Annotated in this window: 20 protein-coding genes; 9 read left to right on the top strand and 11 right to left on the bottom strand. The window is 59.0% G+C overall.

The annotated features are described in order from the left end of the window. Positions 1-14 precede the first annotated feature (14 nt). Positions 15-1,244, top strand: a complete 1,230-nt coding sequence (locus AEQ67_RS09540) for a winged helix-turn-helix domain-containing protein (protein ID WP_059403642.1) — start codon at positions 15-17, stop codon at positions 1,242-1,244. Positions 1,245-1,375: 131 nt separating this feature from the next. Here AEQ67_RS09540 and AEQ67_RS09535 read toward each other — a convergent pair whose 3' ends face one another. Next, complete coding sequence (locus AEQ67_RS09535; RefSeq protein WP_059403641.1) at positions 1,376-2,722, bottom strand: class II 3-deoxy-7-phosphoheptulonate synthase; 1,347 nt, start codon at positions 2,720-2,722, stop codon at positions 1,376-1,378. Between the two features lie 147 nt (positions 2,723-2,869). Here AEQ67_RS09535 and AEQ67_RS09530 point away from each other — a divergent pair, with 147 nt between their 5' ends. Continuing rightward, entirely contained in the window at positions 2,870-3,625 is a 756-nt protein-coding gene (locus AEQ67_RS09530; RefSeq protein ID WP_059403640.1) for a spermidine synthase, read from the top strand. 117 nt (positions 3,626-3,742) lie between these two features. Here AEQ67_RS09530 and AEQ67_RS09525 read toward each other — a convergent pair whose 3' ends face one another. After that, positions 3,743-4,534, bottom strand: coding sequence for a crotonase/enoyl-CoA hydratase family protein (locus AEQ67_RS09525; protein ID WP_059403639.1), 792 nt, complete (start codon positions 4,532-4,534; stop codon positions 3,743-3,745). Between the two features lie 422 nt (positions 4,535-4,956). Here AEQ67_RS09525 and AEQ67_RS09520 point away from each other — a divergent pair, with 422 nt between their 5' ends. Beyond that, entirely contained in the window at positions 4,957-6,630 is a 1,674-nt protein-coding gene (locus AEQ67_RS09520; protein ID WP_059403638.1) for a DEAD/DEAH box helicase, read from the top strand. 156 nt (positions 6,631-6,786) lie between these two features. Here the strand turns inward: AEQ67_RS09520 and AEQ67_RS09515 are convergent, their stop codons facing one another. Beyond that, positions 6,787-7,554 carry a DODA-type extradiol aromatic ring-opening family dioxygenase gene (locus tag AEQ67_RS09515; RefSeq protein WP_059403637.1) on the bottom strand — a complete coding sequence of 256 codons (768 nt, stop codon included), beginning with the start codon at positions 7,552-7,554 and terminating at the stop codon, positions 6,787-6,789. A 103-nt stretch (positions 7,555-7,657) separates the two neighbouring features. Here AEQ67_RS09515 and AEQ67_RS09510 point away from each other — a divergent pair, with 103 nt between their 5' ends. Beyond that, positions 7,658-8,311 (top strand): thiopurine S-methyltransferase, encoded by a 654-nt coding sequence (locus tag AEQ67_RS09510; protein ID WP_059403636.1) that lies wholly within the window; start codon positions 7,658-7,660, stop codon positions 8,309-8,311. Between the two features lie 203 nt (positions 8,312-8,514). Here the strand turns inward: AEQ67_RS09510 and htpX are convergent, their stop codons facing one another. Continuing rightward, positions 8,515-9,402, bottom strand: a complete 888-nt coding sequence (gene htpX, locus AEQ67_RS09505; protein ID WP_059403635.1) for a protease HtpX — start codon at positions 9,400-9,402, stop codon at positions 8,515-8,517. Positions 9,403-9,719: 317 nt separating this feature from the next. Further along, entirely contained in the window at positions 9,720-10,931 is a 1,212-nt protein-coding gene (locus AEQ67_RS09500) for a pyridoxal phosphate-dependent aminotransferase (protein WP_059403634.1), read from the bottom strand. 226 nt (positions 10,932-11,157) lie between these two features. On the opposite strand from AEQ67_RS09500, the gene msrB reads away from it, so the two are divergent. The 3 genes from msrB (at position 11,158) to AEQ67_RS09485 (ending at position 12,857) form a co-directional block, all read left to right on the top strand. Further along, on the top strand, positions 11,158-11,553 hold the full coding sequence (gene msrB / locus AEQ67_RS09495; RefSeq protein WP_059403633.1) for a peptide-methionine (R)-S-oxide reductase MsrB: 396 nt from the start codon (positions 11,158-11,160) through the stop codon (positions 11,551-11,553). A 360-nt stretch (positions 11,554-11,913) separates the two neighbouring features. Beyond that, complete coding sequence (locus tag AEQ67_RS09490; protein ID WP_059403632.1) at positions 11,914-12,399, top strand: glutathione peroxidase; 486 nt, start codon at positions 11,914-11,916, stop codon at positions 12,397-12,399. Next, on the top strand, positions 12,396-12,857 hold the full coding sequence (locus AEQ67_RS09485) for a MarR family winged helix-turn-helix transcriptional regulator (RefSeq protein ID WP_059403631.1): 462 nt from the start codon (positions 12,396-12,398) through the stop codon (positions 12,855-12,857). The genes AEQ67_RS09490 and AEQ67_RS09485 overlap by 4 nt, the downstream gene beginning before the upstream one ends. Here AEQ67_RS09485 and AEQ67_RS09480 read toward each other — a convergent pair. Continuing rightward, a complete protein-coding gene (locus tag AEQ67_RS09480; RefSeq protein ID WP_177333639.1) occupies positions 12,841-15,162 on the bottom strand; it encodes a hybrid sensor histidine kinase/response regulator in 2,322 nt (773 codons plus the stop codon). The two genes, AEQ67_RS09485 and AEQ67_RS09480, sit on opposite strands and share 17 nt — an antisense overlap. 165 nt (positions 15,163-15,327) lie before the next feature. On the opposite strand from AEQ67_RS09480, the gene AEQ67_RS09475 reads away from it, so the two are divergent. Both AEQ67_RS09475 and AEQ67_RS09470 read left to right on the top strand, forming a co-directional pair. Then, positions 15,328-16,218: an ATP-binding protein gene (locus tag AEQ67_RS09475; protein WP_059403629.1), complete on the top strand. Its 891-nt coding sequence runs from the start codon at positions 15,328-15,330 to the stop codon at positions 16,216-16,218. Then, positions 16,215-16,697 carry a GAF domain-containing protein gene (locus AEQ67_RS09470; RefSeq protein ID WP_059403628.1) on the top strand — a complete coding sequence of 161 codons (483 nt, stop codon included), beginning with the start codon at positions 16,215-16,217 and terminating at the stop codon, positions 16,695-16,697. The genes AEQ67_RS09475 and AEQ67_RS09470 overlap by 4 nt, the downstream gene beginning before the upstream one ends. Here AEQ67_RS09470 and AEQ67_RS09465 read toward each other — a convergent pair whose 3' ends face one another. The 5 genes from AEQ67_RS09465 to AEQ67_RS09445 form a co-directional block, all read right to left on the bottom strand. Next, on the bottom strand, positions 16,698-19,643 hold the full coding sequence (locus tag AEQ67_RS09465) for an HD domain-containing phosphohydrolase (protein WP_059403627.1): 2,946 nt from the start codon (positions 19,641-19,643) through the stop codon (positions 16,698-16,700). Positions 19,644-19,692: 49 nt separating this feature from the next. Then, entirely contained in the window at positions 19,693-23,364 is a 3,672-nt protein-coding gene (locus tag AEQ67_RS09460) for a transporter substrate-binding domain-containing protein (protein ID WP_059403626.1), read from the bottom strand. 8 nt (positions 23,365-23,372) lie between these two features. Next, positions 23,373-23,999, bottom strand: a complete 627-nt coding sequence (locus AEQ67_RS09455) for a response regulator transcription factor (RefSeq protein WP_059403625.1) — start codon at positions 23,997-23,999, stop codon at positions 23,373-23,375. A 243-nt stretch (positions 24,000-24,242) separates the two neighbouring features. Then, positions 24,243-24,635: a response regulator gene (locus AEQ67_RS33650; protein WP_082377808.1), complete on the bottom strand. Its 393-nt coding sequence runs from the start codon at positions 24,633-24,635 to the stop codon at positions 24,243-24,245. A gap of 180 nt (positions 24,636-24,815) precedes the next feature. Then, a complete protein-coding gene (locus AEQ67_RS09445; protein WP_059403623.1) occupies positions 24,816-26,144 on the bottom strand; it encodes a deoxyguanosinetriphosphate triphosphohydrolase in 1,329 nt (442 codons plus the stop codon). Between the last annotated feature and the right edge of the window lie 566 nt (positions 26,145-26,710).

Raw genomic sequence — 26,710 nt, 5'->3', positions numbered from 1 at the left:
ACAAGGAGATGCTCATGCCCGCGACACTGTCCTTTACCCTCAAACAGGCTCGGCGTCTGGCGCTGGCTGCCCAAGGGTTCAACGGGCGTCAGCCGCCAGCGACGATCAAGCCGGTTCAGCTCAACCGACTGATCGAGCGGCTGGGCATTCTGCAAATCGATTCGGTCAATGCGTTAGTGCGTTCGCACTACCTTCCCTTGTTTTCCCGTCTTGGCAATTACTCATCCGACTTGCTCGACCAGGCTGCCTGGAGTTCGGGCCGGCGGCGCACGTTGTTCGAGTATTGGGGCCATGAAGCCTCGTTGCTGCCCTTGTCGATGTATCCCTTGATGCGCTGGCGCATGCTGCGGGCGACCCGTGGTGAAGACATCTATCAGCAATTGGCGCGTTTCGGTCGTGAACAGCAGGACACGATTCGCCGGGTGCTGGCTTCGGTGGAGGAACTGGGCGCGCTGGGTGCCGGCAGCCTGTCGACCCGTCAGGAGCGGGCCGGGCCATGGTGGGATTGGAGCGCTGAAAAGCATGCGCTGGAATGGTTGTTTGCCGCCGGCGAAGTGACCGTGGCCGGCCGGCGCGGATTCGAGCGGCTTTATGATCTGCCGGAGCGGGTGATCCCCTCGGCGATTCTTGCGCAACCGTTGCTCAGTGAGGCCGAAGCCCAGCGGGGCCTGTTGTTGCACGCCGCGACCGCCTTGGGCGTCGGTACGGAGAAGGATTTGCGGGACTATTTCCGTTTGAGCCCGGCCGACACGCGTCCACGCCTGGCGGAATTGGTCGAGGCTGGCGAGCTATTGAGCTGTGAAGTCCAGGGCTGGCGACAGCCGGCTTATTGCCTGCCCGAGCCCAAGGTGCCGCGCAAGGTCGAGGCCAGTGCGTTGCTTTCACCGTTCGATTCGCTGATCTGGGAACGCAGCCGCACCGAGCGCCTGTTCGATTTCCGCTATCGGCTGGAGATTTATACGCCGCAGGACAAGCGGGTCTACGGTTATTACGTGTTGCCGTTTTTGCACAACGAACGGATTGCCGCGCGGGTTGACCTGCGCGCCGAGCGAGCGTTGGGCAGGCTGGCGGTGCATGCCGTGCATGAGGAAGAGCCGGGGCTGGACGAGGAGGGGATGATGGCGTTGGCGGTCAATCTGCGGCGGATGGCGGATTGGTTGGGGCTGGCGCAGGTTCAGCTCAATTGCCCGCGGGCGAGTGCGGATAGGTTGAGAGTGGCATTGGCACAGTTCGGTGGTGATTGATCTGACGCTATCGCGGGCAAGCCCGCTCCCACAATGACCGCGCCGATCACAAATTAAATGTACGGCGCAATTCCTGTGGGAGCGGGCTTGCCCGCGATGACGGCCTGTCAGGCAACAATTTCCTTACAGATTCACCGCCGAACCTGTTTCAGGGTTTCAGCAATCAAAAACGCCAACTCCAGCGACTGATCGGCATTCATCCGTGGGTCGCAATGGGTGTGATAGCGATCCGATAACCCGTCTTCAGTAATCGGCCGCGCACCACCGATGCACTCGGTAACATTCTGCCCGGTCATCTCGATGTGAATCCCGCCGGCATACGTGCCTTCCGCTTCGTGCACCTGGAAGAACTGCTTCACCTCGCCCAGGATCTGCGCGAAATCTCGGGTCTTGTAGCCGCTGCTGGCCTTGATGGTGTTGCCGTGCATCGGGTCGGAACTCCAGAGCACCTGCTTGCCTTCGCGTTGCACCGCACGGATCAGTTGCGGCAGATGGTCGCCGACCTTGTTCGCGCCCATTCGCGCAATCAGGTTCAGGCGGCCCGGATCGTTGTCCGGGTTGAGCACGTCGATCAGGCGGATCAGGTCTTCGGGGTTCATGCTTGGGCCGACCTTGACCCCGATTGGGTTGTTCACCCCGCGCAGGAATTCGACGTGCGCGCCGTCCAGCTGACGGGTGCGGTCGCCAATCCACAGCATGTGCGCCGAGCAATCGTAGTAATCGTTGGTCAGGCTGTCGCGGCGCACGAAGGCTTCTTCGTAGTTCAGCAGCAACGCTTCGTGGGCGGTGAAGAAACTGGTCTCGCGCAATTGCGGCGAACTGTCCATGCCGCAGGCGCGCATGAAGGCCAGGGTTTCATCGATACGATCGGCCAGGTGGCTGTACTTTTCCGCCAGCGCCGAGTTGGCGATGAAGTCGAGGTTCCACTTGTGCACTTGATGCAGATCGGCAAAACCGCCTTGGGCGAAAGCGCGCAACAGGTTCAGGGTCGCGGTGGACTGGTGATAGGACTGGAGCAGACGATCCGGGTCCGGCACGCGGCTTTTTTCGTCGAAACCGATGCCGTTGACAATGTCGCCGCGGTAGGCGGGCAGGGTCACGCCATCGATGGTTTCGTCGTTGGCCGAACGCGGTTTGGCGAACTGCCCGGCCATGCGCCCGACTTTCACGACCGGGCCGCCGGCGGCAAAGGTCATGACGATTGCCATTTGCAGCAGCACTTTAAAGGTGTCGCGGATTTTCGCGGCGGAGAACTCGGCGAAGCTTTCGGCACAGTCGCCACCCTGCAGCAGAAACGCTCGACCCTGGGTCACTTCGGCAAACTGACGGCGCAACTCCCGGGCCTCACCGGCAAACACCAGCGGCGGATAGCTGGCCAGGGTTTGCTCGACGTGCCGCAAATGCGCCGCGTCGGGGTAGTGGGGTTGTTGCTGGATCGGCAGGGCGCGCCAGCTGTCAGGGCTCCAGGGTTGGCTCATCACGGTCTCTAATGTTTTACGCTCGGACGCTCATGTTATCAGTAATTAGTGCGTGACCTGTTCCCGTCGCTTCGCGGACAATCGCGCCTTTGCCGCTTCATGTTGCGGCTTGTCGCGTTGCCGGGCCGGTAACGATCAGGAGACGAAATGACTGAGGAGCGCGTCGAGCATCTGCTCGCCGAGGTACAGGATGAGTTCGGCGTGATTCGCGTGCTGGAAGTGGCCGATTACCGTTTTCTCGAATTCGGTGATGCCATCGAACAGAGCTGCGTGTTCACTGCCGATCCGAGCTGGCTCGAATACGATTACACCCGGGCCATGTTGATCGGTGCGTTATGTCATGAGCAACCCGAAAGCGCGCTGTTCCTCGGCCTCGGTGCCGGCACGCTGACCCAGGCCTGCCTCAAGTTCCTGCCGCTGGAAGATGTCGAAGCGATCGAACTGCGCCCCGACGTGCCACGCCTGGCCATCGAATACCTGGGCCTGGATGACGATCCGCGGCTGTACATCCGCGTCGGCGATGCGCTGGAACTGCTCGATACCGCTGAGCCGGCGGACCTGATTTTCGTCGACCTCTATACCGATGTCGGCCCGGGCGTCGGGCATCTGGCGTGGAATTTCCTCGAAAACTGTCAGAAACGCCTGACGCCGGGCGGCTGGCTGGTGATCAACCAATGGGCTACCGATGACGGCAAACCGTTGGGTGCGGCGTTGTTGCGCGGGCTGTATCACCGGCATTACTGGGAACTGCCGGTGAAGGAGGGCAATGTGATTCTGATCGTGCCTTCGGAGCTGGATCAGGAACTGGACATGGAAGGCCTGATCGCCCGTGCCGAAGGGCTGGCGCCGCGGTTGGGGTATTCGTTGCAGTCGTTGATCAAGGCGATTCGCCCGGCCACATAAGTATCGTCGGTGTGGGCCTTATCGCGGGCAAGCCCGCTCCCACAGTGATTTGCGTCGTTCATAAAACCTGTGGGAGCGGGCTTGCCCGCGATGAGGCCCTTACAGCCAATACATCTCTCAAAGCCCTTTGAACACTCCAGGCCGCCTCTCGACCATCGACCGCACTCCTTCCTTGGCATCCTCGCTGGCCAGCAACTTTTTCACCATCGGCGGCAACGCCTGCGCTGCAGCTGTTTCCCCTTCATAACGCGCCTGTCGTGCGGACATCAACGTCGCCTGAACCCCCAGCGGTGCCTGCCGGGCAATCCGCTCTGCCAACTCGATCGCCCGCGGCAACAGATCCTCGCTGGCCATGCCTTCCTGCACCCAGCCCAGGTGCAAGGCGTCATGCGCATCGAATTCATCGCCGGTCAGCAACCAGCGCATGGCATTGCCCCAACCGGCGACCTGATGCAGGCGCAACGTGGCGCCGCCGAACGGGAAGATCCCGCGCTGCACTTCTTTCTGCGCGAAGCGGGTGTTGCTGGCGCACAGGTTGATGTCGGCGGCCAGCATCAATTCGATGCCGATGGTCAGGCAATAGCCCTGCGCGGCGACAATCACCGGTTTGCTGACCCTGGGGCCGGCGAATACTCCCCACGGATCACAGCCGCCAGGCGGTGCCTGCCAACCGTCGGCGAGGGCTGCGCTGGCACTGACCAGATCGAGCCCGGCGGTGAAATGCTCGCCATGGCCGAACACCACCGCCACGCGAAGTTCGCTGTCGGCCTCGAACTCGCCGTAGGCCAGGCTCAGTTCGTTGAGCAGCGCAAGGTCGAAGGCATTGCGCTTGGCCACCCGATCCAGGCCGATCAACAGGACATGACCGTGTCGTTCACGGCTGACACGACTCGAACTGGGCTCATTCATAGGGCATTTCCTTGGGCGAGGGAGGTTGTGTCAGACCGCAGGTCTGCGTCACAAGGGTGAACCGTTTTAGCGCTATCGTCAGCCGGGCCGGGCCTTTGAAAAATAGACCGTTGCACGATTATCCGCAAAGCCTGTGACACAACGGTGTATCCGTCAGTTTTCCGACAAATAATGCTCCCTTTTTGGGCGAATTCCGGTATAGTGCGCGCCGGCCTTTAACCGGGCCGCGTTTAGGTAGCGCAATTCCCCGAAGTCAGCTTCGGCTGCACGTCCGCACAGCGGACTCTCCCTTGACGAATCTTTTTCATTCATTCGTTTTCGCAAATCCCCGCCGACAAAGCAGCCAGGGCGACTCTTGAGTCTTACACGGCATGCGCAGCTTTGGAGCATGGGTCTTTGCGGATGCACTTAGAGGCAGACCCATGACCCAGGAAACCGGCGGCTTCGCCGCTTTTAATCTTAATCCGAATATTCTTGCAGCCGTCATCGCGACTGGCTACGAAGAGCCTTCGGCTATTCAGCAGCAATCGATCCCGATCATCATGGCCGGTCACGACATGATTGGTCAGGCGCAAACCGGTACGGGTAAAACCGCTGCGTTCGCCCTGCCGATCCTGCACCGCATCGATCCTGCAAAGCGCGAGCCGCAAGCCCTGATCCTGGCGCCAACCCGTGAGTTGGCGCTGCAAGTAGCAACCGCTTTCGAAACCTACGCCAAGCAAATGCCGGGCGTTACCGTTGTGGCCGTTTACGGCGGCGCCCCTATGGGCCCACAACTGAAAGCAATCCGTAATGGCGCACAGATCGTTGTCGCCACGCCGGGCCGTCTGTGCGACCACCTGCGTCGTGACGAAAAAGTCCTGTCGACCGTGAACCACCTGGTTCTCGACGAAGCGGACGAAATGCTCAAACTGGGTTTCATGGACGACCTCGAAGTTATCTTCAAGGCTCTGCCACCTACCCGTCAGACCGTATTGTTCTCGGCCACCCTGCCACAGTCGATCCGTGCCATTGCCGAACGCCATCTGCGCGATCCGCAACACGTGAAGATCCAGACCAAGACTCAGACCGTTACCGCGATCGAACAGGCTCACCTGTTGGTTCACGCTGACCAGAAGACCTCGGCTGTATTGAGCCTGCTGGAAGTGGAAGATTTCGACGCCCTGATCATGTTCGTGCGCACCAAGCAAGCGACCCTGGACCTGGCCAGTGCCCTGGAAGCCAAAGGCTACAAAGCCGCTGCGCTGAACGGTGACATTGCTCAGAACCAACGTGAGCGCGTGATCGAATCCCTCAAGGATGGCCGTCTGGACATCGTTGTGGCGACCGACGTTGCTGCTCGTGGCCTGGACGTTCCGCGCATCACTCACGTGTTCAACGTTGACATGCCTTACGATCCAGAGTCCTACGTTCACCGTATCGGTCGTACCGGCCGTGCCGGTCGCGAAGGTCGTGCACTGCTGCTGGTGACTCCGCGTGAGCGCCGCATGCTGCAAGTGATCGAGCGCGTAACCGGTCAGAAAGTTGCCGAAGTTCGCCTGCCGGACGCTCAAGCTGTTCTCGATGCTCGCATCAAGAAGTTGACCAACAGCCTGTCGCCGCTGGTCGCCGATGCCGAATCGACTCACGGTGAGTTGCTCGATCGTCTGACTGCCGACATCGGTTGCACCCCGCGTGCCCTGGCCGCTGCGCTGCTGCGCAAGGCCACCAACGCTCAGGCGCTGACCCTGGCTGCGATCGAGAAAGAACGTCCACTGGTGCCGAACAACGCACCGCGTGGCGATCGTCCAGAGCGTACCGGTGATCGTCCGGACCGTGGTGATCGTGAGCGTCGTGCTCCGGTTCCATTGGCCGAAGGTCGTGCTCGTTGCCGTACCGCGCTGGGTGCGCGTGATGGTATCGCTGCCAAGAACCTGCTGGGCGCCATCCTCAACGAAGGTGGTCTGGCTCGCGAAGCAATCGGTCGCATCCAGGTGCGTGACAGCTTCAGCCTCGTCGAGCTGCCGGAAGATGGTCTGGAGCGTCTGCTGACCAAACTGAAGGACACTCGCGTTGCTGGTAAGCAGTTGAAGCTGCGTCGCTATCGCGAAGATTAATCGACTCTTGAGTTGATTGATCGAACATAAAAAATCCCCGACTGGTTCGGGGGTTTTTTTTTGCCTTTTAAAAAGATCGCAGCCTGCGGCAGCTCCTACAGGGAATGGGATACACCCGTAGGAGCTGCCGAAGGCTGCGATCTTTTGATCCTGACCTTATCCGAAGCGATAAATGTCCATGCCCAAGGCACCCATGGTGAACCCTTGATGGGCAACGCTGAACTCGCCCCCGGCGCCACGAGCAAAGTACAGCGGCAGCAAATGCTCATCGCTCGGATGATTGCGCACCGCATTCGGTGCCTGCTGGCGATAATCGTGCAGCGCGACTTCATCGTTGGCGGCCAGCTTCTCAATCATCCAGTCTCGAAACGTCTTCGCCCACGGCTCAACGCTCTCCGGGCCGGCGTGCCAGTCCAGTTCACGCAGGTTGTGAGTAATGCTGCCAGAGCCGATCAACAGCACGCCCTGTTTGCGCAAGCTACTCAGGGCATGGCCGACGCGGGTTTGCAGGGCCGGGCCGCCACGGGTCGGTAGAGAGACTTGCACCACCGGAATATCGGCCTGCGGGTACATCAGCGACAACGGCACCCAGACGCCATGGTCGAACGGCCGTTTGGCGTCGATGCGTGCGGGCAGGTCGTCGGACTTCAGCAGTTCGACCACCTCGGCCGCCAATTGTGGATCGCCGGGCGCGGGGTATTGCACCTCGAACAGCGCCTTTGGAAAGCCGCCGAAGTCATGCCAGGTGTCAGGCTGTGGATGGCCGCTGACCAACAGTTCGTTGCTTTCCCAGTGCGCGGAGACGATCACAATGGCCTTGGGTTTCGGTAATTCGGCGGCCAGTCGCGCAAGGGCCGGGCCACTGGCGCCCGGTTCCAGTGCCAACATGGGCGAACCATGGGATATATAAAGGCTGGGGAACATGAACGAGCTCCTGAGGGGTAAGATGGCACCATCTTCAGTCAGATCATTGATCTAAATCTAATATAAGTTTTAGGGTCTTTTGATCGAATTTTCGGGATTAATTATGCAGCCGGAGTTTTGGCACAAGCGGTGGACGTCGAATCAGATCGGCTTTCACCTGCCGGAAGTGAATCCATACCTGCAACGGTATTGGCCGCAGCTGGGCCTGGAGGAGGGCTCGCGCGTACTGGTGCCTTTATGTGGGAAAAGCCTGGATCTGCTGTGGCTGGCGAAGTGCGGTCACGAGGTGTTGGGTGTCGAATTGTCGGAAAAGGCTGTGGAAGACTTTTTCCACGAGCATCAATTTGACCCGGACGTCAGCGATCAAGGCCCCTTCACCGTCTATCGTGCGGGTTCAATCGAGATCTGGTGCGGTGATTTCTTCGCGTTGACGGCCGGCGATGTCGCCGATTGCAGCGCGCTGTACGACCGTGCTGCGTTGATCGCGTTGCCGCCGAAGATGCGCGAGCAATACGCCGAGCACTTGAAGCGGATTGTGCCGAAGGATTCTCTGGGGCTGTTGATTACCCTGGATTACGACCAGGCGCAAAAGGACGGTCCTCCCTTCGCAGTGCTGGACGACGAAGTGCAACGGTTGTTCGCAGCTTCGTGGGAGCTGAAGATCCTGGAGGATCAGGACGTTCTGGGCGAGAGCTGGAAGTTTATCGAGAGTGGTGTCACTCGACTTGAAGAGCGGGTGTATCGGGTTTCCATCTGATAGATGTGTGGTGGTTGTGCCGGCCCCTTCGCGGGCAAGCCCGCTCCCACAGTTAACCGGGTTGAATCACAATTTTGTGATCGGCACAGGGCCTATGTGGGAGCGGGCTTGCCCGCGAAGGGGCCCTGAAGAACACCATAGCAATCAAGCAGACAAAAAAAGGCCCGCATCGCTGCAGGCCTTTTCTTTTAGCGCGGAACCTTTCAGCCCCGACGACGCAGTGCGTCAATACGCTCTTCCAGCGGCGGGTGGCTCATGAACATGCGGGCGAACCCTTGTTTGATGCCACCGTTGATGCCAAAGGCGTTCAGGGTGTCCGGCATGTGCACTGGCAGCCCTTGTTCCGCACGCAGGCGTTGCAGGGCGCCAATCATCGCGCTGGTGCCGGCCAGGCGTGCACCGGCTTCGTCGGCGCGGAATTCGCGTTTGCGCGAGAACCACATGACGATGGAGCTGGCCAGGATACCCAGGACCAGTTCGGCGAAGATGGTCGCCACGTAGTAGGCAATGCCCTGGCCTTCTTCGTTCTTGAAGATCACCTTGTCGACAAAGTTGCCGATGATCCGGGCGAAGAACATCACGAAGGTGTTCACCACGCCCTGGATCAAGGCCAGCGTCACCATGTCGCCATTGGCCACGTGGCCGATTTCGTGGGCCAGGACGGCTTTCACTTCATCCGGCGAGAACCGTTCGAGCAAGCCCTGGCTGACCGCGACCAGTGCGTCGTTCTTGTTCCAGCCGGTGGCGAACGCATTCGCCTCGTAGGCCGGGAAAATCCCGACTTCGGGCATCTTGATCCCGGCTTCGCGGGACAGTTGCTCAACGGTTTGCAGCAGCCATTGTTCATGGCGAGTGCGCGGCTGGCTGATGATTTGGGTGCTGGTGCTCATCTTCGCCATCCACTTGGAGATGAACAGCGAGAACAGGGAACCGGCGAAACCAAAGACCGCACAGAAAATCAGCAGCTGATTGAGGTTGAGATCAACCCCGTTGGCCGCCATGAACCCGTTGAAGCCGAAAAGGCTCAGGGTGATGCTGGCAATCAGCACGACCGCCAGGTTAGTGGCCAAAAACAGCAGGATGCGCATCATGGTTGTAGAAATCTCCTCATGCTAAAGATGTAGCGTACTGCGGGGTATATAAGGTGCTGCACCGGGCTATTCAACCGAGTGACTATTTCAAACTGTGTCCTACGGCAATAGTCTAGCTGTTTGAAGGGCATTTCCGACGTCGATGCAGGAAGTGTCTTGTCAGCTGATTCACATCGCCACCCCCGTCGTTGTTGGACGCGAGCACGCAAAGTGTCATCAGTCAGCGATTGAAGTCGCGAGGTCAGGCAGGGCGCAAAGATGTGTTGCAGAATCAATCACCGTGCGACCTGCGCAAGCATCGCACGGCGACAGGCCACTTATTGGCGATAGGACTTGAGGAAGTTGCCAATACGTCCGATGGCCATGTCCAGGTCATCCAGGCGAGGCAGGGTCACGACCCGGAAGTGGTCCGGCCATGGCCAGTTGAAGGCGGTGCCTTGAACCACCAGCAGCTTCTCGGAGAGCAGCAGGTCGAGCACGAACTTCTCGTCGTTGTGGATCGGGCAGACCTTCGGGTCGATGCGCGGGAACGCATACAGCGCGCCCATCGGCTTGACGCAGCTCACGCCGGGAATGTCGTTGAGTAGCTCCCAGGTACGGTTGCGCTGTTCCAGCAAGCGACCTTGCGGCAGCACCAGGTCATTGATGCTCTGATAGCCACCGAGTGCGGTCTGGATCGCGTGCTGGCTCGGCACGTTGGCACACAGGCGCATGTTGGCCAGCATGTCGATGCCTTCGATGTAGCTCAGAGCGTGCTGTTTCGGGCCGGAAATGACGACCCAGCCGGAACGGAAACCGGCCACGCGATAAGATTTGGACAGACCGTTGAAGGTCAGGCACAGCAGGTCTGGCGCCAGCGAAGCGGTGCAGATGTGCACGGCGTCGTCGTACAGAATCTTGTCGTAGATCTCGTCGGAAAAAACCACCAGGTTGTGCTGGCGGGCCAATTCGAGCATGCCCAGCAGGACTTCTTTCGAATACACCGCGCCTGTCGGGTTGTTCGGGTTGATGATCACCAGCGCCTTGGTGTTCGGCGTGATCTTGGCCTTGATGTCGGCCAGGTCCGGCCACCAGTTGGCCTGCTCGTCGCACAGGTAATGCACCGGGTTACCGCCCGACAGGCTCACGGCGGCGGTCCATAGTGGGTAGTCCGGAGCCGGCACCAGCACTTCGTCGCCGTTGTTGAGCAAGGCTTGCATCGACATCACGATCAGTTCGGAAACGCCGTTGCCCAGGTAGATGTCTTCAATGCCGACACCTTCCACCTGCTTTTGCTGGTAATACTGCATGACGGCCTTGCGCGCGCTGAACAAGCCCTTGGAGTCGCTGTAACCCTGGGCGGTCGGCAGGTTGCGGATCACGTCCTGGAGGATTTCGTCCGGCGCCTCGAAACCAAAGGGCGCCGGGTTGCCGATGTTCAGCTTGAGGATGCGATGACCTTCCTCTTCCAGGCGTTTGGCGTGCTTGAGCACTGGGCCGCGAATGTCGTAGCAGACGTTGGCGAGCTTGTTCGATTTGCTGACCTGCATGGCGATGTGTTCCCGAAAATGAACGATCCAGGCGGCGTATGAACGACCGGGCTGGGAATCCTGCGTATTCACACAGGCCTGACGCCTTGAGATGCAGCACCCATAAATCCGTTTGAATGCGCGTGGTCTGGCTGCCAGACTGGCGTTTGACGAGGCGCAATCATACGTGCCGCCCGATCCGTGGAAAAGGTACAGATCGGGCTTTTTCAGCTGCTGAGGTGTGACAATGGAAAAGTTGGAAAAAACCCTGGAAGAATGGCGGGCGATGCTCGATCCGGAGCAGTACAACGTTTGCCGCCTCAAGGGCACCGAACGGCCGTTCTCCGGCAAATACAACGACAGCAAAGTCGACGGTGTTTACCACTGCATCTGCTGTAACGAGCCGTTGTTCGACTCCAAGACCAAGTTCGACTCCGGCTGCGGCTGGCCGAGCTTCTACGCGCCGATCGGCGACAGCGCCATGGTCGAGATCCGTGACGTCAGCCACGGCATGATCCGCACCGAAGTGGTCTGCGCCAAATGCGACGCGCACCTGGGGCACGTGTTCCCGGACGGCCCGCCGCCAACCGGTCTGCGTTACTGCATCAATTCGGTGTGCCTGGATCTGGTGCCGCGTGCATAACCGGCGAAATTGACCGGACCCAACGCATTGGACCGGTTCACCACAGCCCCTGTAGGGGCCGGCTTGCCGGCGAAGGCGTCGGCATTTTCGGGGCAAGTCTTGAGGCCGCCTGCGCTGGCAAGCCAGCTCCTACAGTTGGGGGGGGCTGGAACCGCGCATTGGGCCGGCTCACCACAGCCCTTGTAGGAGCCGGCTTGCCGGCGAAGGCGTCAGCAGTTTCGATGCAGGGCTTGAGGCCGCCTTCGCTGGCGAGCCAGCTCCTACGGTTGGCGGTATACGTCGGGGATCGATTTATTAAATTGCACACAATTCAATTGCTCGCTATGTTTACCTCATCTTCCTTCATTTAGAGTCCGGATCATGAGTGACAACCTGCTGACCATCCCGGTGACCACCATCAAAGGTGAACAAAAGACCCTGGCGGACTTCGCCGGCAAAGCCGTGCTGGTGGTCAATACCGCGAGCAAATGCGGTTTCACGCCACAATACAAAGGCCTCGAAGAGCTGTGGCAGACCTACAAGGATCAAGGTCTGGTGGTGCTCGGCTTTCCCTGCAATCAGTTCGGCAAGCAAGAGCCCGGCAACGAAGGGGCGATTTCCGAATTCTGCGAGTTGAATTTCGGCGTCAGCTTCCCGCTGTTCAAAAAGATCGAAGTCAATGGCGCCGGTGCCCATCCGCTGTTCGTTCAGTTGAAGAAACGCGCCCCGGGTGTGCTCGGTTCCCAAGGCATCAAGTGGAACTTCACCAAGTTCCTGATCGGCAAGGACGGCCAGTTGGTCAAACGCTTTGCGCCGGCGACCAAGCCGCAGGACCTGAGCCGCGAGATTGAAGCCCTGCTCAAATGAACACGTTGTCAGTCGATTCCCTGAAGCTCGACAGCCAGCTCTGCTTCAAGCTGTACGCCGCTTCCCGGGCGGTGATCCGCGCCTACAAGCCGATGCTCGATCAGCTCGGCCTGACGTACCCGCAATACCTGGCGATGCTGGTGTTGTGGGAATGGCAGGAAACCGCCCCGGAGCAGCCGACGGTCAAGGCGTTGGGCGAACGCCTGGCACTGGACTCCGGCACGCTGACGCCGCTGCTCAAGCGTCTTGAGCAACTGCAACTGGTCCAGCGTCAGCGTTCGGCTCGGGATGAGCGTGAGGTGCATTTGAGTTTGTCGCCCACCGGCAAGGCGCTGCGCGATCAGGTCGGGCCGCTCAAGGCTCGCCTGTTATGCGACAGCGGGGTTGATCTGGATCGCCTGAACGATCTGCGCGACGGCCTCGATCACCTGTTGGGGCAGATCAAAGCACTGTCGTAGCGGGAATCCACACGTCCAGCAGGGCGGCGAGTTCTTCCCGGCGGAAGGGTTTGGCCAGGTAATCGCTCATGCCCGCCGCACGGCAGCGTTCACGTTCTTCGGACATGGCGTTGGCGGTCAGGGCGACAATGGGCAGTTGTGGCCAGCGGCCGCTGCGACGGATTTGCCGACTGGCTTCGTAGCCATCCATCACCGGCATGTTGCAGTCCATCAGGACCAGATCGAATTCCTTGTGCTCAAGCTGATCCAGGGCCTCGCCACCGTGCGCGGCGACAATCACCTCGCAGCCGAGTTTGCCGAGCATGCCCTTGGCCACCAATTGGTTGACCGGGTTGTCCTCCACCAGCAGCACCCGTCCGCGGCGCAGGGGTGAAAGGGTCTCGAGCCGGGCTCCGTTGATTGTGTTCAGTTCCGGTTGCAGCACGCGCCGCAGGGTCTGGTACAACGCGTTGCGCGCCAGCGGCCGCGCCTGTTGCTGCAAGGGGGCGAGGGCGCTGGCTTCTTCGCTGGGCATGAAGTTGCCGTAGGCGGTAACCAGCAGAATCGGCGCCGCGCAGGTGGTGCGCAGGCCAAACAGGCATTCGGGGCAATCGGTGATCAATACATCGGGGTTCAGGCCAATCATCGGCTCGTCGATGGAACGCTGTTCATAGTCGAGCCCCCAACCGGGCAACAAGGTTTTCAACAGTTCTGCCAGACCGCTGCTGGAGCTGGTGATGGCGATGACCTTGCCCTGCAACGTTGCTGGCGCAAGGGCTCGGGTGTGGCTAGGCAGCGGCAGGTCGGCGCAAAACTGGCTTCCGAAGCCCGCTTCCGAGCTGATGGTGAGGCGCCCTTGCATGGCTTCGCAGAGGTTGTAGGTCAGCGCCAACCCGAGCCCGGTCCCGCCAAATTGCCGGGTAATGCCGGCGCCGGCCTGGGTGAAGGGCTGGAAGATCTTGACCTGGGCGTCCTGTGCGATACCGATGCCGGTGTCGCAGACTTCGATTCTGACACCGTCTTCGAACGTCGACAGGCGTACGTCGACCCGACCGAATCGGGTGAATTTGAGGGCGTTGGACAACAGGTTACTGACGATCTGCCGGACCCGGGTCGGATCCCCGAGCACCAGGGCCGGAAACTGCGGATCGATCAGGCAGCTCAGCTCAACGTTCGGCGCGGCGTTCTGCGACAGCAGGTTGGCGGTGTCCTCGATCAGCGAGCCGAGGTCGAACGGAATATGTTCAAGCTCAAGTTGGCCGGCATCGAACTTCGACAGATCGAGGATATCGTTGAGCAGTTCCACCAGCACTTTGCCCGAGTCATGGGCGATGGACAGCTGTTGCTGTTGCTCGCCATTGAGCGGGCCGTCCAGGGACAGCGCGATCATCCCCAGCAAACCGTTGAGGGGCGTGCGGATCTCGTGGCTCATGTTGGCCAGGAACACCGAGCGCGCTTCGGCCATGTCCAGCGCCGTACTGCGGGCGACTTCCAGCTCTCGATTGGATTGGCTGAGCCTGGCATTGATCGCCTTGAGTTCCGCCGTGCGGGCCGAGACGATGTTTTCCAGTTCGCTGAGGTAATCAGTCAGGCGATTTTCAGCGTTGCGCCGTTGCTGGATTTCGGTGGCAGTGTTTTCAAATTGCTGGTTGGCGGCCTCCACCAGTACGCCGATCTCATCGTTCTCATGGCCCGTCGGACACTCCAGCGAGGTCGGCTCCGTGCTGCGCGGATCGCGGCCACTGAGTTCGCGGATGACCCGCACCAACGGCTTGGTCAGCATCACGTAGAACAGTGCCAGCAGGATCCCGGTCAGCAGCAGGCTGCGAGCGAAGCCATTGAGCAGGGTCACTTCGGCCCGACGCAGGAAGCGGCTGCCGAATGAGAAGGTGTCGACATCCAGTCTCAGGGTGCCGAGGGACTCTGCCGGCAAGTGATCCAGATAGAGACGGTCTTCGAACTGCCGGTTGGCGCCGAACAGGGCGTCGCTGAGCATTCGATAGTCGCTTTGCAGCCCCGGTCGCTTGACGCTGGCGAGCACGGTGCCGTTGTTGTCGGTCAACTGTGCGCCGACGATGGCGGGCGAGCGCAGCAGGCCTAGGGTCAATTCCTGAGAGAGTTCGGCATCGATGTTGTAAGCGATGCGTGAGGCAGGGTTATGGCTGATTTCCAGCAAAGACCGTATTTCACGGTTGATGGAGGCGTCTTCACTGGCATAATCGATGCCTATTTGCAGCAGGCTGAGCAGCGTGCCCAGAATGAAACCGACGAGCACGGTAAGCCGGGCTTGTTTGTACGACAGCCGGTTGGTGAACTTGATATCCATGGGGTGTTGAACCACTTCCGTTTCCCTTCGCTGCTCAAGCATAGCCGATCATGCATGGATACCGATGTTCTCGCGAGTCCTTGTATCAAGGGATGAACAGGGCATTGATCGCTTGTTTCGGTGCTGTAGCATCATCATCACTGTGAACGTGCCCGAGGAGAAGACGTGGATTCCCGATTAAATGCTTTTCTTGAACGCGCCGATGCCGTCCTGGCCCGTATCGAACCGCTGCTGCCCGCACCTCGGCAAGCCATCGACTGGAATCATTGCCTGGCCGCACGCTGGCAACGCGAAGGGCGCAGCGGTTTTCTGCTGCCGTTGCAAGTCAGCCTCGACACGCGGTTGTCCGACCTGATCGGTGTCGACCGCCAAGTGGAGCAACTGGGGCGCAATACCCAACAGTTCCTCGATGGCATGCCCGCCAACCACGCGCTGCTCTGGGGCTCGCGCGGCACCGGTAAGTCGTCGCTGGTTCGCGCGTTACTGTCCGAACACGCCGAGGACGGTCTGCGGCTGATCGAGATCGAACGCGATCACCTGGCAGACTTGCCGCGCGTGGTCGAACAGATTGCCAGGTTGCCCCAGCGTTTCGTGCTGTTTTGCGACGACCTGTCGTTCGAATCGGGCGAAGGCGATTATCGCGTGCTTAAAAGCGTGCTCGACGGTTCTCTCGAACAGGCCCCGGATAACGTGTTGCTGTACGCCACGTCCAACCGTCGCCACCTGGTGCCGGAAAAGGAAAGCGATAACGAAAACTGGAAACGGGTCGACGGCGAACTGCATCCCAGCGAGGCGGTGGAAGACAAGATCGCGCTGTCGGATCGTTTTGGCCTGTGGCTGTCGTTCTATCCGTTTACCCAGGAACACTTCCTCAACGTCGTCGAACACTGGATCGGTCAACTGGCCGACAAGGCGGGCCTTGAGTGGCAGCGTAACGAGGAACTGGACATCCTCGCGGTGCGCTGGGCAACGGGGCGGGGCAATCGCAACGGACGTTGCGCGTATCAATTTGCCCGCTATTGGGTCGGGCTCAAGCTGTTGGAGCACAAGGCATGATCGATTTAAAACAGAGCGGCCAGGGCCTCGAAGGCTACGGCATGCTGTCGGCACAGTTGGAGTCATTGCTGGCGGACGAGCGGGATTTCATTGCCAACGCCGCACAGTTTTCGGCGTTTCTGTACAACCAGCTCGAAGACCTGAACTGGGCCGGTTTCTACCTCAATCGCAACGAAGAACTGGTGCTCGGCCCGTTTCAGGGGCAGATCGCCTGCGTGCGGATTCCCTTCGGTCGCGGTGTCTGCGGAGCGGCGGCGGCGAGCTTGCAGACCCAGCTCGTCGAAGACGTGCACGCGTTCCCCGGGCATATCGCTTGCGACAGCGCGTCGAACAGCGAACTGGTCGTGCCACTGGTCAAGGACGGTCGATTGATCGGTGTGCTGGACCTCGACAGCCCGAGCCTGGCACGTTTTACCGCAGAAGATCAGGCAGGCATCGAGCAACTGGCCGCGATTTTCCTGCGTCTGACCGACTGCTGATCATGCCCTCAAGCCTGCCTTGACCAGCAGGCTTGTCGGGTCCACCGCGTCAATCTGTTGTGGGTCGAGAAATCGATTGGCGTATTGCAGATAGATGTGCGCATTGATGAACAGCTCGAACAATTGCGGATCGATGTGGGCGTCACGGCACATCGTTGCCATGATCCCCAGCGCTTCGCTCAACGTCTTGGCTTTCTTGTAGGGGCGATCGGCGGCGGTCAGCGCTTCGAAAATATCGGCAATCGCCATCATCCGCGCCGGCAGGCTCATTTCTTCGCGCTTCAACCGTTTGGGATATCCGGTGCCGTCCATTTTTTCGTGGTGGCCGCCGGCGATTTCCGCGACGTTGTTGAGATGGGCGGGGAAGGGCAGGTGGCTGAGCATCCGGATCGTCTGCACCATGTGGTGATTGATGATGTAACGCTCCTCCCGCGTCAGGGTGCCTCGGGCAATGCTCAGGTTGTACAGCTCGCCCCGGTTGTACTTGTAGCGCGGCACATCGAGCTTGAAACCCCAGGGATTGTCTTCGGGAATCCGTTCGGCTTCGGCACGTTCGAACAGGTGTTCGGGTTTATCCGCCAGCAGCGGCTCGCTGACTGGCAGGGTCGGCGCCGGGGTACGGGCCTGGCGTCGGTTCTCTTCCCAGGAAACGCCCAGCCGGTCATCCAGCGTCCGGGTCCAGGTGCGTTGGGCCAGGCTGCTTAGGCGTTGCAGGTCGGACTCGGCCATCGCCTCGCCACCCAGATTGCAACGGGCAACGAAGGCAAAATCATCGTCCAGCCCCGCCAACGTGGCATTGCGCTGTTCGGCCAGGTGCTGCTCGTCACCGCCCAGGGCAATGGCTTGCCAGTAGTTGATCCAGGCATCGCGCTTGAGCACTTCGAAACGGGTGCGGATTTCGTGGATACGGTCGTTCAGGGTTTCTAGTTTCGTTGCTTTGTCGACGACGTATTCCGGGGTGGTGACCTTGCCGCAGTCATGCAGCCAGGCGGCGATGTGCAACGCCTCCCACTCGTCTTCGGTGGGTTGATAGCCGCTGAAGGCCGGGTCCTGGCTGGCAGCGGCAGCCTGGGCGAGCATCAGCGTCAATGCCGGTACTCGTTGGCAATGACCGCCGGTGTAGGGGCTTTTGGCGTCAATCGCACCGGCGAGCAATTGAATGAAGGCATCCAGCAGCTGTTTTTGTTTGGCCTGCAGACGCTGGCTTTCAATGCTCACCGCAGCCGCGCCGGAGACGGCCTGGAGAAACGCGATGCGGTCCGGCCGTAGTTTTTCCAGATCGCTCTCATGGCCGCTGTCGGCCAACAACAGGATCAGCAGGCCCACGGTTTCGTTATGACGGTTGTGCAACCGGATACCGATCAGGTGAACCCGGGGAGATTCCAGCGCAAGCAAGACCCTCTGCAAATCCCCGGCCTGTTCGAAACCGAGATTGACCACTACATTGTCGGCATTCGCCAGTTGTTGCAGCCATGCGGGGCTGCGTGGACTCTGGAGTTCGTGTGCCCGAATGTCGAACGATGACAATGCCTGTGACGTGCCGTTGATCACCAGCCCCTGCGGCTCCATGAGATCGCCATCACTTTCGCGCAGGTAGAGCAGACCCGCCTGCGCCTGACCGATTTTCACGGTTTCAAACAGCACCCTTTCCAGCAACGGAGCGAAGCGGGTCTCGGCGCTCAGGCTGTCGGTGATCTGAAAAAAGCTCGCCAGGGTGTCCTTCATGCGCAGCATCGAGAGGCTCAATTGGTCGACCTCAAGCACTAGAGAGCGACGGGATGCCGGGAAATTGAAATTGAAGCTGCGAATCGCATCGGCTTCCTGCACCAGAGCGCGCAAGGGTTTGACCAGGATTCTGGAGGTCAGCCAGCCCAACGGCAGACACAACAACAGCGTGGCCAAGGTGATCAGCGCACCTTGCCAGCGCATGCGATAGGCATCGACGAGCAATTCATCTTCCGGCACCAACAGCGCCAGTTGCAGTCCTTGAGGGCCGCCCTCCTGCATGGTGCTGCGGGCGACGATCCATTGCCGACCGGCCGCATCCAGGCGATTGCCTGCCGGGGGATGGTTGAGCAATGCGCCGAGACTGGGGCTCAGGTCAGCCGCCTTGGCCAGATGCGCTGTTTGATCGTCGATGATCAGTTTGCGGCTGTCGGGATAAGCGATGGCATTGCCTTCGGCATCGAACAGCACGATTTCGGTACTGGGGGTGACGACATGTTTGGCCAGGGTCGCGGAAAGTTCGGCCAGGGTCAGGTCGGCGCCCATGACCACGTTGTCGCCACTGCGCCGGGCCAGGGTGGTGCCGATGTGATGGGTGGAAAAGAAGAGGTAAGGTTCGGTGGTGATCTGATCGCGGTCGCGGCTGGCGCTGGAGAACCAGGCGCGGGTTCGTGGATCGAAGGTTTCGTCGGGATTGTCCTGGCGACTGATGAGAGCCAGGTCCTGATCAAAAAACAATCCCTGGGAATGGTCCTGGCCGCTGCTGTTTCGCTCAATGCTCCACACTTGATAGGCCGCCGTCTGCGGGGCCTTGAGCAGGGTTTTCAGCTCGGCGGTGCGCAGCGGACGAACCATGAAGAAATCGCCGTTGCCATAGCCCAGGTACAGCGATGCCAGATCGGGGTTGTCCTTGAGGGACTGACTGAAGGGTTTGAGCAGGGCCAGGCGTTGTTCCAGGTCCGGTGCCTGGGCCGCCGGGTTTTCCACCAGCAGGCTTAAGAGGTGACGAATCGGTTCATAGGTGTTGTGCAGGTCCAGGCGCACTTCCTGCTCGATGCGGTTGAAGAGCTTCTCACTGCTGGAAAGAATGATCTGCGTGGTTTGTCCGTAGTTGAAAATCCCCAGCACCACCCCGGTCAGCAACAGCAGGAAGGTGAACATCACACTGATATGGACGTGCAGCGGCAACTGCCGTTGATCCGGGCGCAGTGGGCTGGGCATTGCAGGTCTCTCCATGATGGTTAACACACTGCTCAGCGATCAAGCATAGTTAAGGCTCTGTCATTCTGCTTTTGTCGTTTTCTCCGATTTGTTGCTGCAACGCGTGCTCCAGTTCGAGCATGGTGCGCTCCAAGGCCTTGCTGCAATCGGCCACTTCCTGGTGGTCAAACACGTGATGGCAGGCCTTCTCCAGCGCCTCGCAGCTATCGATCAACCGGGAGGCCTGGACGATTCGTGCGGCGCCCTTGATTTTGTGGGCAATGTCGAGAAATGACTGCGCGCCCTCGGCTTGGGACAGCACCAACAAGGCTTCTCGGTCCTGACGGTTGCTGCTCAGCAGTTCGGTCAGTAAACGCAGGTCCAATGCCGGGTTACCCCCCGTCAACAGGCGCAGCCCTTGCAGACTAAAGGCCGGATCGCGGACGGTTGGCTCGAGCCCTTCAATCCATTGGCTCAACGCTGTCAGGGTGAGGGGTTTGAACAGGCAGTCGTCCATCCCGGCCTGTTTGCAGCGTTGTACTTCTTCCGGTTGTGCGTTGGCGGTGAACCCCAGGAGGGTGCAGGGCAGGCGTCGGGTTTGTCGTTCATGGTGACGAATGGCGCGGGCCAGTTCGTATCCATTGAGGGTTGGCATGTTGCAATCGGCAATCACCAGATCGAACGGCTCGGCTTTCCACGCCTCGAATCCCGCCTGGCCATCAACGGCGACGCTGAATCGATGCCCCAGGAACTCCAGTTGCTGGCACATGAGCAAGCGATTGGCCGGGTGATCATCGACCACTAAAACGTTCAACGGGGTCGTGGTGGTGTGGATGTGCGCTTCAGCAGTTGCCAGCAACGGCTCGAGTGGCAGTGTTGCCAGCAACGGCTCGAGTGGCAGTGTTGCCAGGTTCAACGAAACCTGGACACGAGTGCCGAAACCCGGCTGGCTGCTCAAGTGCAGACTGCCACCCATCATTTCGCACAGGCTGCGGCTGATCACCAACCCGAGCCCTGCGCCCCCTCGGCCTGACTGGCCCGTATCACTGGCCTGGGCGAAGGGTTCGAACAAGCGCTGCTGATCCTGTTCGCTGATGCCGATGCCGCTGTCCTGAACATGTAACTGCATCTGCACCCGTTCAGGGTCGACGGTCGGGTGCAGGTCGACGGTAATCCTTACCTGGCCCTGCTCCGTAAACTTGATGGCGTTGCTGATCAGGTTGGACAACACCTGCTTGAAACGCATCGGGTCCAGCAAGACGTCGATCGCCGGGTTGGCAGGGTGGAACTCCACTCGCAGTTCGAGATTCTTCTGGCGAGCCAGTCCATCGAAAATCCGCACCACCGACGCAATGATCTCTCCTGGATTGACCCGCTCCGGGCTCAGGCTCAGGTGTCCGGATTCAATCCGTGCAATATCGAGAATGTCGCCGATCAGTTCCAGCAGGTCCCTTGCCGAGTTGTACGCCACATCGATGGCCGGACGATCCGGGTGGTTGTGTTCGATACGCTTTAGTGTCAGCTCGAGCATGCCGATGACTGCATTCATCGGGGTGCGGATCTCATGACTCATGGTGGCCAGAAACGTGCTTTTGGCTCGATTGGCTTCATCGGCGCGCTCTTTCGCGCAGCGCAGATCATCGAACAGTTGCCGACGTTCGCTGATGTCGATCCAGCCACCGATGATGCCTTGCACTTCACCGCTCGAATCACGGTAGGGAAGAATCCAGTGGTAAATCGTCAGCCTGCGGCCACCGATATGCAGCGCACGGTCGAGAATCAACGGGATGCCCTCGGCCACGACGCGCTGATAGTCGGCCTGATATTCCCAGGCTTCGAACGCATTGCTCATGTTGCCCTGCATGACGCTTTTACCGATCACGTCCTCACGTTTTGCGCAGAAGGCTTCCAGGTAACTGTCGTTACAGCTTTGCAGCAGGCCCTGACGATCACGCACGTAAATCGGATGGGGCGTGCCGTTGACCAGTGATCGCATGAATTCGAATTGATCGTTCAACGCACGCTCGGCCGCCTTGCGCTGGTTGATCTGACGACGCATGTAGGCGTTCCAGGCAACGGAAATCAGCAGCAGGACACCGGCACCGATAACGACCTGAAAGAACACTCGGTGATAGCTGCGCCAGGTGCTTTGCGAAGACGCCGAATACCCACGCCAGCGGCTGTTGATGATGCCCAGCTCTTCTGGCGCGATGCTCAGCAACGCCTTGTTGAGAATCGAGTTAAGTTCTTTGGCGTCGCGGCTGGTGGCGAGCGCGAATGCGGCTTGTCGGGTGCCGATGGTGGTGCTGATTTGAAGTGTGTGCTCGAACAGGCGCGATGAGATGAAGTAGTTGGCAATCACCAGCGAGTTCACCGCACCTTCCGCCTTGCCCTCGGCGAGCAATTCCACGGCGCTGAATGTGTCTGCGGTTTCAATCAGGTGGATTCGCGGGAACTCGCTGCGCAGGTAGTCGAGCAACGGATTGCCCTGGGTGATGGCCAGGCGTTTATCCTGGAGTTGCGCAAGATTTTTCGGGCTGTCAGCGGCTTTGCGCGTCAGCAGGACGAAAGAGTTTTGCAGATAGGGACGGGTGAAGTTTAACGTCGTTTCACGTGAGGTACTGGGCAGCAGGGCGGGGATCAGGTCAGCTTGATTGTTCTCGATCTGCTCGATCATCTCGCCATTGGTTCGGCTGCGATGGATGTCGAAGCGCAAGCCGGTGCGCAATCTGATCAGCTCGAGCAGGTCGGCGGTGACACCACGAAAATTGCCGTCACTGTCGAAAAACGTCAGCGGTGCGAAGGCCTCATTGACCACTACGCGTACCACCGGATGTTGCGCCAGCCAGCGTTCCTCGCTGTAGCTGAGATCCAGCTTTTGATCGGTGAGCAAAATGTCACTGCCGGCACTCCAGCGCTTGGCAATGTTTTCTCGCTCGCTGGTGGGTACGAGCATGAGCATCGCATTGATGATGCCCAGCAGTTCCGGGTTGTTCTTGTGCACGGCAAAACTGAAACCGTGGGCTTCGTGTTTGCCAAAGTTGGCCATGCGGATGTTGCTCAGATACCCCTTGTTGATCATGTAATGGGTAGAAATGGTGTCGCCGAGAAACACGTCAGCCTGGTCGAAGGCCACCGCGTTGATCGCATTCTGGTAGGACGGATAGGAGGTGATGATCGCCTTCGGATACATCGCCTTGACCTCTTCCAGCGGCAAATAGTGATACACCATGCTCAGCCGCAAATCGGCAAGGCCATCGGTCAGGGACCGGGTTTCCCCTTCGCGCGTTACCAGAACCGGTTGATCCACGGCGTAGGGCGTGGAAAGCACAATGTCGGCGTTGCGTGCCTCGAATCCATTGGCGGTGCCGAGCAGGTCGACTTCGCCGTTTTCAAGCGCCTCGATCGCCGCACCGCGGGAGGCGAAGCGCTGAACCTTGATTGGCAAACCGGTGGTCTTGCTGAGGATGCCCGCGTAATCGGCGGTGAAACCTTCATAGTCGTGGCCGCTGATAGTCAAGTCGAAGGGAGGATAATCCGGGGCTGAGGTGCCGAGGATCAGTTCACGTTTATTCTTGACCCATTGCCGTTGTGATTTATCCAGCTGGACTTCCAGGTTTCCGGTCGTTGAGCGACTGAGCAGGGTGTAGTGCTCGCTGGCGGTCTGCGCAGCGGCCACCGAAGTGCTCAGGCATACGCCCGCGGCCATCAGTAGCAGATAATCCTTTATACGACTGGGCATCCTGTCTCTCACACTAACGCGTTACGTTTTGCCATTTCGATGAGCTCGACCAGCGATTGAGCCTTGAGCTTTTGCATGAGTCGTTTTTTATAGGTGCTGACGGTTTTATTACTCAGGAACATGCCTTTGGCAATTTCCTTGTTGGTTCGGCCTTGGGCGAAAAGTTGCAATACCATCAACTCCCGGTCATTGACTGACTTGAACAACTCCAGGTCGGCGTAACGTGCGTCTTCACTGCGAACAGGGTTCAAGGCCTGACTTGGGAAGTAGTTGTAACCTGACAATACCGCTTTGATGGCGCTGACCAGTTCACTCAGGTCTTCCTGTTTGCACACATACCCTGATGCACCGGATTGCATGCAACGGATACCGAACATCGTCGGGCACTGCGCAGTTAACACTAAAGTTTTTAGGGGGGTACTCATTGCGTTGAAGCGTGAGAGAACTTCCAGCCCATCCAGTTTCGGAATGCTGATGTCGAGTATGACCAGATCGGGCATGCATTCGCGAACCATCTGCATGGCGTCGACCCCATTATCAGTTTCACCGACGACTTTGTAACCTTCGTGTTCAAGCAACATTCGAACGGCAAGGCGGATGACAGGGTGATCGTCGACAATAAAAACGGAGTTCATAATCAAATCCCATGCGAGTTCAAATAAAGCGCGCACCTTAGCTCAGATAGTTGAGGTGACACATGATCTGACGGACCCGTAGCAGCAATATAGGAATAATCCTACAAAGTAAGAGGAAAAGGACTACGCATCAACAAGGTTTTCTATGATGCTAGCTGAAAGTTATGGGTGTTTGGTCAACGTTTATAAAGTTTTTCAGATGTAAGTTTCAAGTTTGGTTTTGAGTGGTTTTTAGATGGGTTTTTATAAAGATGCCAAGGTCAATAAGTTTCTAAATTCTGATTGTTTCAGTGGTTTTATCAAGTAGCCCAGTAAGGGCAGCCCATGTTTGTGCGCCATTCTTTCAAGTCCGTCCAGTTCAATCGGCGTCAGGCTGCTTAGAAGTATGGCTTGTCTGATCATCCCTCGATGACTGGCCAATTCAACCAATTCAATTCCGGGAAGGTCGGGAAGGCATTGGTCACACAAAAGAATATCGAATGGTTGCACAGCACCGAGCATCTGATGCAAGGCACCTTCGGCACTGTCAGTGGTGGTCAGTTGGGTGAAGCCGTAACTCTCAAGCAGGTACTGAGTCGCCCTGAGTTGAAAGGGATGATCTTCCACCAGCAAGATGCGTAGATCGTCTTTGAACATTGGTTATTCACACTCATCTGTCGAACAGAGGGAAGCGGAATTATTTCGCGAGAATACCGGGCAATCGATCAGTTCGCTCGCCATGACATGTAGGGCGATTCAGCACGCGTTGAATGCAGTTGGGTTTTTAGTGGCTGATCAGCCATTCCGTACGGCGTAATGGCTGATCGACCATTGTCATCAGCGGCTTGATCGCCCGGTCATCTCCAGCGCCATGTCGCTCGCATAGCTGTCGGTCATGCCGGCAATGAAGTCGATCATGCGCAGAAACGAGGTGTGCAACGGGCCATTCGGGTCGGGCGCATTGTTGCCTAACAGGTCGAGGATGCGGCGACTCTTGAAGGAGGGTGTTCGACCGTTGTGCTGTTCCAGCGCCGCGCCGCAGAAGGCGTTGAGCAGAATTTCCAGCGTGGTGTACGCGCCGATTTCGTGGAGGGTCTTGCGCTTGTCCTGGAATATTTTTTTGCGCGCCATGTCCTTGGCATTCAGTACGCAACGCTTGGCCGGACCGTGCATGTGCTCCACCAGATCGCCAGGCAGCGTACCGGCGAGCAATGCGTCCTGTTGCTCGACAAAGGCGCGGGCGGCGGCGTTGGTCAGGTGCTCGATGGCTTTGCCGCGCAGAATCGCCAGTTTGCGTCGCCGCGAATCTTTCGGCCCGAGCTGACGATAGGTTTCCGGAAGATCATCGCCTACCAGGTCCAGCAACAGGGACTCGACTTCGGCGTAGTCCAGTAATTCCATCTCGAGACCGTCTTCCAGATCGATCAGCGCGTAGCAGATGTCATCCGCAGCCTCCATCAGATAAACCAGCGGATGGCGGGCCCAGCGCTGTTCCTCGAGTTGCGGCAGGCCGAGTTTATGGGCGATCTGCTCCAGCAACGGCAACTCACTCTGATAGCAGCCGAACTTGTGTTTCTTGTAGCCCAGCGAATCGGCGTGTTTGGCCGTCCATGGGTATTTGAGATAAGTACCAAGGGTGGCATAGGTCAACCGGGTGCCGCCGTCGAACTGGTGATATTCCAGCTGGGTGAGTACCCGGAAGCCTTGTGCGTTGCCTTCGAAATTGAGGAAGTCGTCGCGTTCGACTTCGCTCATTGCATCCAGCCAGCCACGGCCGGCAGCTTGCTGGAACCAGTGGCGAATCGCGTCTTCGCCGGAGTGACCGAAGGGCGGATTGCCGATGTCGTGGGCCAGGCAGGCCGATTGCACGACCATCCCCAGATCGCTCGGTTCGCACCAGTCGGGCAGGGCGCTACGGATGGTTTCACCGACACGCATGCCCAGTGAACGACCGACACAGCTGACTTCCAGCGAGTGGGTCAATCGCGTGTGGATGTGATCGTTGCTGGAGACCGGATGGACCTGCGTCTTGCGCCCGAGACGGCGAAACGCCCCCGAGAAAATAATGCGGTCGTGGTCTTTATGGAAAGGACTGCGGCCGAGTTCTTGCGGGCTGTGCAGAGGCTTTCCGAGGCGTTCGCGGGTAAGCAGGGTTTGCCAATCCAAGGCTGGTTCTCTCCGTCAGGTGACTGAATCCCTAGCTTCCGGGTTCGCGTCTGGACCTGCAAGGGAAAAACACGCACGCAGCTGTAGGTGCACGGCTTGCCGGTGATGTCTTTCTCACAGATGCCCCCCGACCTGTAGGAGCTGGCTTGCCAGCGAAGGAGGTTAACGATGACGCGTTTCAACAGGATAACCATGGCGCATTCGAATGCTTCGCTGGCAAGCCAGCTCCTACAGGGGGTGGTGGTTTTCAGGTTTGCATTCGCTGCTCCGTAGGAGCCGAGCTTGCTCGCAAAAGTTGCAGGCGATCTAACGCTCGACCTGTAGGAGCTGGCTTGCCAGCGAAGGTCGTTAACGATGACGCGTTTCAACAGGACAACCGTGGCGCATTCGAATGCTTCGCTGGCAAGCCAGCTCCTACAGAGGGTGGTGGTTTTCAGGTGTTGCGTTCGCTGCTCCGTAGGAGCCGAGCTTGCTCGCAAAAGCTGTGGGCGAGCTAACGCTCGACCTGTAGGAGCTGGCTTGCCAGCGAAGGTCGTTAACGATGACGCGTTTCAACAGGATAACCG

It is taken from the genome of Pseudomonas sp. RIT-PI-q (assembly GCF_001297125.1).
GTDB lineage: Bacteria > Pseudomonadota > Gammaproteobacteria > Pseudomonadales > Pseudomonadaceae > Aquipseudomonas.
The sequence above is the reverse complement of the archived record's forward strand: the minus strand, read 5'-3'. Positions and strand labels throughout refer to the sequence as shown.